Origin of the sequence: Actinomyces sp. oral taxon 170 str. F0386, from assembly GCF_000195595.1 — a bacterium.
In the GTDB taxonomy this organism is placed as follows: domain Bacteria; phylum Actinomycetota; class Actinomycetes; order Actinomycetales; family Actinomycetaceae; genus Actinomyces.
On record NZ_GL882528.1, the window covers coordinates 19,721 to 30,996 of the forward strand.

9 protein-coding genes and 1 tRNA gene are annotated in these 11,276 nt (G+C 71.5%); 3 read left to right on the top strand and 7 right to left on the bottom strand.

Annotation, left to right across the window (positions count from 1 at the left end; all coding sequences use genetic code 11):
* Positions 1–169: 169 nt before the first annotated feature.
* Together HMPREF9056_RS03925 and glp are read right to left on the bottom strand one after the other, a co-directional pair.
* Positions 170–943 (bottom strand): GNAT family N-acetyltransferase, encoded by a 774-nt coding sequence (locus tag HMPREF9056_RS03925; protein ID WP_050792989.1) that lies wholly within the window; start codon positions 941–943, stop codon positions 170–172.
* Entirely contained in the window at positions 943–2,154 is a 1,212-nt protein-coding gene (gene glp, locus HMPREF9056_RS03930) for a gephyrin-like molybdotransferase Glp (RefSeq protein WP_009403039.1), read from the bottom strand. Before glp ends, HMPREF9056_RS03925 begins: the two co-directional genes overlap by 1 nt.
* A 95-nt stretch (positions 2,155–2,249) precedes the next feature.
* On the opposite strand from glp, the gene HMPREF9056_RS03935 reads away from it, so the two are divergent.
* The 3 genes from HMPREF9056_RS03935 (at position 2,250) to mscL (ending at position 4,552) form a co-directional block, all read left to right on the top strand.
* A complete protein-coding gene (locus HMPREF9056_RS03935) occupies positions 2,250–2,912 on the top strand; it encodes a 5-formyltetrahydrofolate cyclo-ligase (protein ID WP_009403040.1) in 663 nt (220 codons plus the stop codon).
* A 260-nt stretch (positions 2,913–3,172) separates the two neighbouring features.
* Positions 3,173–4,000, top strand: a complete 828-nt coding sequence (locus HMPREF9056_RS03940; protein ID WP_253269923.1) for an SAF domain-containing protein — start codon at positions 3,173–3,175, stop codon at positions 3,998–4,000.
* A 102-nt stretch (positions 4,001–4,102) separates the two neighbouring features.
* A complete protein-coding gene (mscL, locus tag HMPREF9056_RS03945) occupies positions 4,103–4,552 on the top strand; it encodes a large conductance mechanosensitive channel protein MscL (protein WP_009403042.1) in 450 nt (149 codons plus the stop codon).
* A gap of 134 nt (positions 4,553–4,686) precedes the next feature.
* Here mscL and HMPREF9056_RS14320 read toward each other — a convergent pair whose 3' ends face one another.
* From HMPREF9056_RS14320 to HMPREF9056_RS03970, 5 genes are all read right to left on the bottom strand, one after another.
* Positions 4,687–4,974 (bottom strand): hypothetical protein, encoded by a 288-nt coding sequence (locus tag HMPREF9056_RS14320; RefSeq protein ID WP_050792990.1) that lies wholly within the window; start codon positions 4,972–4,974, stop codon positions 4,687–4,689.
* A 60-nt stretch (positions 4,975–5,034) separates the two neighbouring features.
* On the bottom strand, positions 5,035–9,345 hold the full coding sequence (locus HMPREF9056_RS03955) for a hypothetical protein (protein ID WP_009403044.1): 4,311 nt from the start codon (positions 9,343–9,345) through the stop codon (positions 5,035–5,037).
* Positions 9,346–9,539: 194 nt separating this feature from the next.
* A tRNA-Arg gene (locus HMPREF9056_RS03960) sits at positions 9,540–9,612 on the bottom strand.
* A gap of 101 nt (positions 9,613–9,713) precedes the next feature.
* Positions 9,714–10,652 carry a universal stress protein gene (locus HMPREF9056_RS03965; protein WP_009403045.1) on the bottom strand — a complete coding sequence of 313 codons (939 nt, stop codon included), beginning with the start codon at positions 10,650–10,652 and terminating at the stop codon, positions 9,714–9,716.
* Positions 10,653–10,861: 209 nt separating this feature from the next.
* Positions 10,862–11,276 (bottom strand): C40 family peptidase (locus HMPREF9056_RS03970; protein WP_009403046.1); only part of this gene is annotated, 415 nt, incomplete at its 5' end.

The following is an 11,276-nucleotide window of genomic DNA, read 5'->3' on the forward strand; positions in this document are numbered from 1 at the left end:
AGATGTCACACTGTCAGCGGCACATCCCTGTCGCCACACCAGTCACATACGTTTCTTCCGTACCGATCCCCCGTCTCGACCATCTGTCCGACAGCACCACTGACGCACCCTCAACCACTCCGTGAGCACACTCGGCCGACATCCCCGACCCCACACAGGCCGTGAAGAACTACGACCCGCGAGTGAGGCGCTCCTGGAAGCCGGTGCCGTCGGGTCCGTGGACCTCCTCGGCCAGGGCGGCGAAGGAGACGTGGTCGGCCCAGGACCCGTTGATGTGCATGTAACCGCGCCGCAGCCCCTCCTCGCGCAGCCCGAGCCCGCGACACAGAGCCAGGCTCCGCTCGTTCTCGGGACGCACGTTGATCTCCACACGGTGCAACCCAACAGGCCCCAGGAGGTGATCGAGAACCAGGGCCACCGACAGACGCATGATTCCGCGCCCCTGCCAGGTGCTCCCGATCCAGTAGCCCACCTGGGCGCTGCGGGTGGCACCCCAGGTGATCGGGTCGACGGCGACCTGACCCGCGAGGGCACCGTCGACCTCGACGACGAACGGCATCGCCTCCCCCAGCCGGGCCCGGCGGGCCTGACGGCGCACGAAGACGGGGAAGGCGCTGAGAACCTCTCCCCCGCCGACCGGCAAGGTGGCCTCCCAGGGGGCGAGCCGGTCATTCTCCGCCTGTCGTAGCGCCCTCCAGGCATCCTCGTCGTCGGCCCTCAGCTCGCGCACGACGACGGAAGGGCGAGCCGCTGGACTCACCGAGCCTCTACGCGCCGGCTCTCCTCGCACTGGTTCGGGCTCCAGGCGCACTGGCCAGGTGAAGCGTGCAGACGATCCCCCTCCGAGGAGCAGTCCAGCGGCCGCCCGACGCAGCCGCCCGTTGCAGGGACCGGCGGGCGCCGTCGAGGCCGGGGACGGCTGCGCCGCGCCGTCGTCAGCCATCAGGCGTCCAGCAGCAGGCAGTGGAGGGTGTCGCCGGCCACCACGGTGCTCGTGTCCTCGGGCACGACGGCGATGGCGTTGGCCTCGGACAGGCCGTGCAGCCGGACGGTGCCCGGCGGCGTCGTCGGCTCGGCGCGGTAGCCACGGGCGGGCGAGCCGCTGACGTGCACGGGGACGAACTCGCGCTTGCCGGACGGGGAGTGCCAGCCCTCGGAGATGGTGGCCGGCAGACTGGATCGGTGCAGGGAGGCGCGTCCGGCGATCTGGCGCAGGACCGGGCGAACGAAGGTCTCGAAGGCGACCTGGGCGCTGACCGGGTCGCCGGGCAGGCAGAAGATCGGGGTGCCCTCGACCGTGCCCACACCGAGCTGGCGGCCCGGGGACATGGCAACGGCATCGAATCGCACGGACCCCAGGGGGGCGAGGACCTCCTTGACCGTGTCCCCCTGGCCGACGCTCAGGCCCCCGGTGGTGATGAGGACGTCGGCGCGCACGAGCTGGTCCTCGATGGTGTCGGCCAGGGCGCGCAGCTCGTCGGGGACGGCGGCCACCCGGAAGGCCTGGCCACCGGCGTCGGTGACCGCACAGGCCAGAGCGTGGCCGTTGGCGTCGAAGACGTCCCCGGCCTCGCGGGACTGACCGGGCTCGACCAGCTCGTCCCCGATGGAGACCACGACGACGCGCGGAGCGGGGTGCACCCGCACCCGGTGCAGCCCGAGCCCGGCCAGGAGGGCGACCTGGCGGGCGCTGACCCTCGAGCCCCGCTTGAGGACAGTGGTCCCGGACCTCACGTCCTCGGCGCGACGACGCACATTGTCTCCGGGCGCGACGGCTCGGTGGATGCTGACGCGGGCCTCGCCACGGTCGGTGTCGGCCCAGGGGATGACGGCGTCGGCCCCCAGCGGCATGGGGGCGCCGGAGTCGATGAGGACGGCGGCCCCGGGCACGAGGTGGCAGGGGCGCATGTCACCGGCGCGCACCGCGTCGACGACGTCGAGCACGATCGGGCTGCTGTCGGCGGCCTCGGCGACGTCCCCGGCGATGACGGCGTAGCCGTCCTGGCCGGCCAGGTCCACGGCGGGCAGGTCGATTCCGGCGACGACGTCCTGGGCCAGGACGCATCCGACGGCGTCGGGGAGGACGACGTCGAGGGGTGCTGCCGCCCGGGCGATCTCCAGGCAGGCGGCCAGATGTTCGGCCACTGTTCTCATGGCGCTCAGGCTACCGTCAGGTTAGCGACACGCGTTGTGCCCCGCCGGGACGAACGGTTCAGACACAGGGCGCCATCACCTGCGAGGATGGGTCTATGACGACCGGCGCGCTGGACCTTCCCGATACGAGCCGACTCGAGGTCGACGACGCCAAGGAGGAGCTGCGCAAGGTACTGCGCTCGCACCGTCGCGCTCATCACCAGCACCCCTCGTCGGGGCACACGGCGGCCTGCGAGGCCCTGACCGAGCACGCACTGGAGGCGGTGGCCGGCGCGGCGAACGTGGCGACCTTCGTGTCGGTGGGGGCGGAGCCCTGCACCCGGCTGCTGCTGGAGCGACTCCACGAGACCGGTGTCAAGGTGCTGCTGCCGGTGCTCGGACCGCACCTGGCGCGCTGCTGGGGTCTGTTCCAAGGAAGTGAGGACCTGGCGGAACGGGCGCCCAGGCGCCCTCCGGAGCCCAGCGGCCCCACGCTGCCGGCCGAGGCGGTGCGTCACGTCGACGCCCTCCTCATTCCGGCGCTCGCCGTGGACTGCGACGGGCGCCGTCTGGGGCAGGGCGGCGGATGGTATGACCGGATGCTGCCGCTGCGGGCCTCGGGCACCCATACCTTCGCCATCATCCATCCCGAGGAGCTGGTGACCGGACCGCTGCCCGTGGAGGAGCACGACGAGCCCGTGGACGCCGTCATCACGGCCCAGGAGTGGTTCCTACTGGCCACAGGCTCGCCGGCGCAGACCAGATCCCCTGAGCCCTGAGAGTCCCCGGCCCTCAGAGACGGGCACAGGGCCGCGCCCGGGGGCCACAGACCCGCTTGTGCAACTCCTGTCCACAGAGCCGGGGACCGTGGCATGCCGAGCCGCGGCAGAGGCTCGACCCTGGTCGCATGAGCCTTCACCACCGTCTGTCCCGTCGTTCGCCGCGCAGTGAGTCCCACAGGGATCCCGCGCACTCGTCCCCCGAGTCGCCGTGCTCATCGCCGCCTCAGCCTCACTCGTCCAGCAACAGCCGACGGGCCGTGCGGCGCCCCTCTCTCCTGCTGTGGCGGCATCGCCACCTGGTGGTGGCGGTCTGCCTGGGAACTGCGGTCCTGGTGGCCCTCAGCGTGCTGCGCCCAGGCCCCGAACAGGGGCGGCAGGTGCTCGTCGCCGCTCGCCAGGTCAGCGCCGGGACGCTCATCACCGAGCAGGACGTCACGACAAGCAGGCTTCCAGCATCGTCGCTCCCCCAGTCCGGCCTGGCCTCCTCGGAGCAGGTGGTGGGAACCCGGGCCGCCATCACCCTGGAGCCGGGCACCGTTCTCACCTCCTCGATGACCAGCGGTCACGAGGCTGAGCAGCTGGGCCCCGACGAGCGGCTGGTCCAGGTGCCGGTCGACGTCGGTGCCGAGCTCGCCCACCCCGGGACACGGGTTGACGTCATCGGGCAGGCCCCGGAGGGCTGGACACCGCAGACGCAGGACGAGTCCTCGGACGGCGCAGCGGCGAAGGAATCCGACGCGCAGAGCAAGGAGCCCGCCGATCAGGACATTCCGAAAAACATCCCGACAATGGAGTCCTCTTCCACTCCCAGCACGCCCTTGTCATCACCCGACCAGAAATCACCAGGATTTCAGAAGTCTTCTCAAAGCAATTCCCAAGGAATGTCGATCGGACCATTCGGAACACGCAGCACGGTGCTCTGTTCCGGAGCCCGAGTCGTCATGATTCAACAGGCAGGAGAAGGAAGTCGCTGGACAGGAAACAAGAAAGTAACACTTATCACACTGGCTATTCCTGCGGGTAGCGCTATTCTGGTAGTTGGCGCGGCTACGAATAGCACGCTCGGCATTGCGCTGAGCCCGTAATGCCGCTGCGGCGTCTTACACGGATGATAAGACGCTACCACTTTCAGTCCCCGATGGCGCACCCCCGGCAGACGTCTGCCTGCGCCGCTAGAAAGGATCGCCATGATCAAGGGATTCAAGGAGTTCATCGCGCAGGGCAACGCCCTCGAGCTCGCCGTCGCCGTCATCATCGGTGCTGCCTTCAAGCCGATCGTCGATGCCATCACGAAGGTCATCATGACCATCATCGGGCAGCTCATCGGCCAGCCCAACTTCGACTCCCTGGGAGCATTCTCCCTCTACCAGAACGGCAGCTACACCTTCCACGTGGCCACTGCTCAGGAGCTTGCCGCCAACCCTGACGGCTACGTGATGCCCGGCACGATCGTCATCACAGTGATCAACTTCTTCCTGATTGCCGTCGCCGTCTACTTCGCCATTGTCATGCCGATGAACACGATCAAGGAGCGCATGGCAAAGCAGAAGGCCGAGGAGGAGGCCAAGGAGGTCACCGACGTCGAGCTCCTCACCGAGATCCGCGACCTGCTCTCCGCCAACGCCGCCAGGCAGTGAGTCCCGCATCGATCTAATATCGCGTCAGGTCCCCGCCGATCCTCATGATCGGTGGGGACCTCCGCATTTCCATCGATCGACGTCAGAAGCTCCTTCCCGGCATTTCGACGCGCGGCTACTCGATACCTCCGCGCTCAGCCCCAGTGCGGAGGGACATCACGTTTGAGGCGAGAGTCATTGGAACCGGCAGCACCGGTCTCGGGCGCATCGAGCCCGCCCCCTTGGCCGCTGAGGGCGTCATGCTCATAGTCGGCCCGGGCCAGGTCCTCGGGGTTGTCACCACGGGCCACACGCTCCTGGTCCCGGGCGGACAGGGCCACCACCCGACGACGGCGCCGTGTGCTCCCACGCTCGGGCGTGACAGCAGCGGATGACGCAGGCTCCGCGTCTGGCCCCCGGGAACGGTCCGAATCACCTGCCATTGCCGCGTCACTCACGGCGCCGCTGTCACGCACTGTGCTGCTCAGGATCGCTCAGACGGCTCAGCGTGTGCGCCGCACGGCGTTGGCCAGGACGGCATCGATCCCCGAGCCGCGGCGGCGCAGTGCCAGGGCGGACCTCAGCTCCTCGACCTCCCGGGCCTCGGAGCGGCCCACGCCGTCGGAGCGGATCCAGGCCATGAGGTCGTCGAGCTGGTCATCGGAGTAGGCCTGCAGCGGCAGCCCTTGGGCGATACGGGGGCGCTCGGTGCGCTCATGGGCCTCGCCGGACTCGGGCTCGGGCGTCTCGGGGACGGCGCGCGCCGAGTCGTCGACGCGGTCGGGTACCGCCTCCATGGGCGGGGCCGCGTTGCCCTGGCGCTCCACGAGGACGGCAAGGACGAGCTCCTCAACGGCCTTGGCCTCGGCCTCCGGGTCCACGAAGACTCCGGCGGAGAAGGCCATGTGGACGTGCCAGCCGCGCCTCTCAAGGCGCTCGACGCGGTGCCGGTCACGCCGACGCAGGCTGGGCTCGGAGATGTAGTCGACGTCGTCGGTCAGGACCGCCACGAGCAGCTCATCGGGGTAGTCGGGGTGGCCGATGGCCAGCGGGATTCGCACCCCGCCGTCGGTCCCGTAGCGGGGAACGACGGACAGGCCCTTGCGCCACAGGTGCTCGGCCAGGTCCACCAGGAGCCTGTCAGGGACCTTGCCCGCTGAGTTGCCGGTCTGGGAGGCGTCCTCGGCGCGGGCCAGGACCTCCCGCAGCAGGCGTGCACCGGGGGCGCGCAGGCGGTCGCGGTCGATGTCGCCGGCGGCCAGGCAGGAGACCACCTGGGTGCTGCCTCGGGAGGCGCACAGGGCCTCGACGAGTCCCACCATGCCGCTGTGGTCGGAGACGGGTCCGAAGTTGTGGATGGTGCGCCCGTGCGGGGTCTTGGCGTAGCCCACCGAGATGATGATGTGGTCGCGCCGCAGGGCGCGGGCCTCGGCCAGCTCGACGACCGTGAAGGGCTCGGCGGCGCCGGGGGCGAAGAACTCCTCGAGGGCCGGGGCACCGGCAGCCGCCCGGGTGATGGCCGAGCGCAGGGCGTCGGCGTGCAGGCGGTTGAGGGCGATGACACCCAGGGACTCATCGGGCCGGGTCAGAGCCCGGTCGATGACCATGTCGACGACGCGGGAGACCTCGGCCTCCACGGTCTCGACCGCTGTCTGCCCGGGGGCCGGCATCCCCCGTCCGTCCACGAGCTCCAGGGACAGGTAGGCCTCCCCCGGCGGGGAGGGCACGGCCTCGACAACCCCCTCGTAGCCGTTGGCCGCCAGGAACGAGGCGATACCGGCGTCGAGGCTGTTGCGTGCCGTCGGCAGGGTACGGGCCGGCAGGAGCGGGCCGAGCTCGGCGGCCAGGCCCGTCGTCGCGCGCCGGGAGTCTCCGACGACGAGCACCTGCTCGGCGCGCACGAAGGCGGGCAGCACCTGCGGGACCGGCATGGGCGTGGAGGCGTCCAGGACGGCCAGGTCCACCACCGCGGTGGGCGAGAAGATCTGGGGAACGAGCGTCGGCGGAACGATCCAGATCGGCCGGGCCAGCAGGGCCATGGGGTGGGCGTCGATGATCTCGCGCAGGGGCACGCCGTCCTCACGGGCCAGCGAGATGTACAGGGCGCGGGCGTCGGCCTTGTCCTGCTCGACGGCGGCGCGTACCCGACGGGCGCAGGCCTGGGCCACGGGGCCGGACAGGGAGCGGGTGTGGGCGGCGTCGAGCTCTCGCAGCGAGACGGCCATCTGGGACAGGGCACGAGCGTCGAGGCCGCCGAGGTCGGGGTCGGCGGCGAGGGTCTGGGCCAGCAGGGAGGACCACCAGCAGTAGGTGAGCTCGGGCTCGAGCTGCTCATCCGCGATGCTCCGGGCGGCCATGTCCGCCACGAAGTCGCTCAGCCCCATGGCCTCGAGGTCGGTACGGATGCGGTTGACCTCGGGGAGCCTCTGGGCGGTGAGGTCGTCGGCAGCCAGGGACCGGGCGAGCTCCAGGAGGTCCTCCAGAGGCATCTCCATGAGGACCGGAGAGTCCTGGGCGCGTCCCAGCAACGGCTGGACCTCGGAGACCGCGCCGCGCGCCCGGCCGGCGGAGCGCCGCATCTCGTCCAGGCCCTGGGGCAGACGGGGCCAGCCGCCGTCGGGGTCGTGGCGGCGCCAGACCTCGCGGCGGCGCTGGACCTTGACCAGCTCGTCGTGCAGGTCGTCGACGACGCGGCCCGGCCGCACGAGGTCATTGGCCTGGCGCGTGAATCGCCGGCGCCGCGAGCCGTCCATGTGGATGCCCCGCTCGTCGCGCCAGCGCTTGGAGGCGGTGGCGATGACCATGTCGGCGGCGGAGCGCTCGAAGACCTCGGGCAGGAAGACGTCCAGGGACTCGCGCACGCCGTCGAACATGTCGAGCTGCTCGATCCACTGGCCGAGGTTGCGGGCCCGGCTCAGGCCGGTGGCGCGCGAGACCGTGGCCGTGTGCTCCTGGATGGTGGGCAGCAGGTCGTTGGCCAAAGCCCGCAGGTGGATGAGCGCGTCGGTGGCCTCATCCATGTCCTCCACCGGGATCCCGTTCCAGGCGCTGGAGGAGACCTCGGGGGTGAACAGGCCCAGGGTGTGCCCGCGGTGCAGAAGCGCCAGGGCCCGCTCCCTGCCGTCCTCGTCGAGGCGGCCCAGGTGCTCGGCGTCGATGCGGGCCCGGGTGGTGGCGCGGTCACGGCGACTGGTGAGCTCGGCGAGCTTCTGGAGGGCCTCGTAGGCGGAGACCGACCAGGGCTCGCGGGGCCGGTGCAGGGCCCGCACATAGCGGTCCAGGCGGGAGCGGACCGTGGTGAGGCGGTCGCGCAGGGAGATGATCTCGGAGACGTCGAGCTGGGGCGGCTGGACGCCCAGGCTCTCGCGGATGCCCTCGGAGGCGTGCTGACGCCAGGCGGCGTCCTCGGTGAGGTCCAGGACCATGGATCCCAGGCCCTCCTCGCGCAGGGCGGCCGCGACGGCGTGCCCGTCGGCGCTGGTGGCGGGCACGTGCAGCACGGTGCGTCCGGAGGCGGCGGCGTCGGCGAAGACGGCCGCCAGGGCACCGGCGACGTCGGAGCCGGGAGGCGCGTCGATGAGGAAGCTCGCCCCGGTGCCCACGGCCTCGATGACGTCGAGCTGGGAGGGCTCCAGGTCGCCCACGCCGCGCTCGGCACCAGGGACCCGGTCGGTGGGGACAGCCGGGGGCAGCTCGACGCTGAGGGCCTCACGGGCCCCCTCGTCCCCGGCGATGGCCGCGACCAGGGCGGAGGTGCGCGAGCGCTCCAGGACGGCGTCGAAGTCCTCCACCAGAGCCTGGCCGGGGTGGACGAAGGCGCCGACGACGAGGCGCTCGTGGATCTCGAAGCCGGGCAGGTACTGGCGCCCCAGGGCGCCGATGCGGGCCAGGGCCGATCGCGGCGTGAAACCCGCTGAGGACAGGGCGGCGCGGGCGATGTCTCCGATGTCGGTGGTGCACTGGTAGCGCCGCAGGGCGCGGGTGAGGACCGGGTTGACCTCGATCGTGGGGTCGAGGGTGAGGGTGGCGTCCGCGGTGGCGCTGGTCAGGCGCACGGGGCGCAGCAGGACGGGGGCGTTGACGGTGCGCACGCGCGGGCCGGACGGGACCTCCGGGACGGTCAGGCCGGCGGCGGCCAGCGCGTTGCGGGCGGCGTGCTCGGCGGCGATGCGCTCGACGTGCGGGATCTGGGCGGTCAGGTCCGCCTCCGGCGATGCGCCGTCGGCCGGGTTGGCCACGTCCTCCTCACCGTCCTCGGGGACCGTCTCGTTCCAGGTGGCCACCCCGATGGCCAGGTAGACCGGCGCGACGCCGAACTGGCGGGCGAGGACGTCGGTGCGGGCGGAGACCTCCCGCAGGGACTGGCGGGCCTCGCCCAGGGCGTTGCGCTCGCGCACGATGCTGGACAGGTGGGTGGGGCGGCCGGCGTAGAGCTGGGCCAGGCCCGAGGGGTGCGCGGCGGTGAGGTCGACGACGCCGTCGAGCAGGGTGATGTCATCCAGGCTGGCCACGCCTCCCAGGTCCACGAGCTGGCTGCGCCAGGTGGACAGGGCCCTGTCGATGCGCTCGCGCCGCTCGACGTCCGCCTCGCTCAGGGGCGGTGCGGGTGCGGGGCGCACGGGGGCGGGAGGCGCCGGTTCGGGGGCGGGCTCAGGCTTGCTCGGCGCTGCGGCCAGTGCCCCCAGGTCTGCGGCGAAACGCCGTCGGCTCGCGGTCTGTTCCGATCCGACCGAGGCTCCGGCACCCTTGCGCTCATCCTCCCGGAGGGCAGCATCGCGCCGCTTGCGGCCGAAGGAGAAGAACGAAGGCGTCATACGCTCAAGATATAGGCCGATCGGCCCTTGGGCGTGGAGACGCACCGGGGCGTGGCTCGCCGGTGGACCGGCGACCGCCACAACTCCGGCAAGCGTCTGCCGTCCCCCTGCGTGCACCCCCGACCAAGGTCTAGCGGCACTCGCCCGACGTCGACCGGAACTGCCCGGCGCCGACGGGGAGCGGCCGGCGTCCGCGCCCTCGATTGGATTCGAACCAACGACACCCGCTTTAGGAGAGCGGTGCTCTATCCCCTGAGCTACGAGGGCCTGCGCGGAAGACTACCAGTGAATCGGTCCGCCCATGACCAGTCGGGCCCCGGGGTGGCGCCGCGGCGAGCAGGCACCGGCCCGCCGCGGCAGAACGACCCTCAGGCGCGACCCCACGGGGTGGAGGTGCGCGAGGTGCGCCGCTCACCCTTGGCATGGTGCGAGGGCGCCACCAGGACCGGGCACGAGGCGTGGGACAGGACGGCCTGACTGGTGGAGCCCAGCAGCAGCCCGGAGAAGCCGCCGCGGCCACGCGAGCCGACGACGACGAGGTCCACGGCGGTGGAGAACTCCGCCAGGAGCTCGGCCGGGTTGCCGTCCAGGGCGTGCCGGCGCACGGTGACCCCCTCGTGGCCCTCAAGAGCCTCGTTGATGGCACGGTCCAGGCCGGAGCGGACGTCGGCGAGGACCTGCTCGCGGTCGACGGCGGCCGGCAGCCAGGCGAGCGCACCGGCACCGGAGGCCATCGGCACGGCGGCGATGGCGGTGAGCTCGGCATCCCACGCCTCCGCCTCGGTCACGGCCCACGTGAGGGCCTTGCGGGCCGAGGAGGAGCCGTCCACGCCGACGACGATGCGCCGCACCGGCGTGTAGTCGGCGCCCTCGGTGCGCTGGGGCACGACGACGGCCGGGCAGTGGCTGTGAGCGGGCAGGGCGGAGGAAACCGTCCCCAGGAGGCGGTCTGTGAAACCACCGCCCCCGCGAGTGCCGACGACAGTCAGCGTCGCCTCCTCGGAGAGGTCGACGAGCACGCCGGCCGGGTCCCCGGTCTCCAGCGAGGAGGTGACCGCCACGCCGGACTTCTTGACACGTTCGACGGCCTCGTCAATGACGGCCTGGGCGCCGGACCTGACGGCGGAGTCGTCGAGTGCTGCGTAGCCGCCGTCAAGGGACGCCGTGGTGAAGGAGGGCAGGGAGTAGGCGCACAGGATGTGGACGCGCCAGCCCTGGCGCTCGGCACGCGCAACAGCCCAGTCCACTGCGGCCAGGGACTCGGGTGAACCATCGACTCCGACGAGGACGACGTTGTCATCAGTCATGGGATCTGCCCTTTCTCGAGATACGGTCTGCGACCCAAGGAACATTCTGCCCCGAAAAGGGGTGTGGGGACCACCACATGGCGAGGTTGTGTCAGTTTTCCCCACCTGGACACCGCGCTGACCGCCGTCCGACCACCCGGCAGAGCGCCGTGAGGGGCGAGCACCTCACGGCGCTCGCCCCTCACGGGAAAGAAGAGTGACGTCTGCGATCAGCCGACGCGGACGAAGCTGGGGGAGCCCCACAGCTCGCGGTAGACCACACCGGTGGACTCGTCACCGGCATCGATGACCATGCCGTTACCGGCGTAGATGCCGACGTGGCCGGGCCAGGTGACCAGGTCGCCGGGCTGAGCCTCGGAAGCGGACACCTGGGTGCCGGCTCCGGCCTGGGCGCCGGAGGTACGGGGCAGGCTGATGCCGACCTGGGCGTAGACGTAGGAGGTGAAGCCGGAGCAGTCGAAGGCGCTCGGGCCGGAGGCGCCCCACACGTAGGGCGAGCCGATGTACTGCATGGCGATGGCCACGACGGACGAGGTGGAGGCGGCCGGCGCGGAGGCGGGGGTCGCCTGGGTGTCCGCAGCGGCGGCGTCGGTGCCCTGGTCGGCGGAGGCGGCAGCCGCAGCG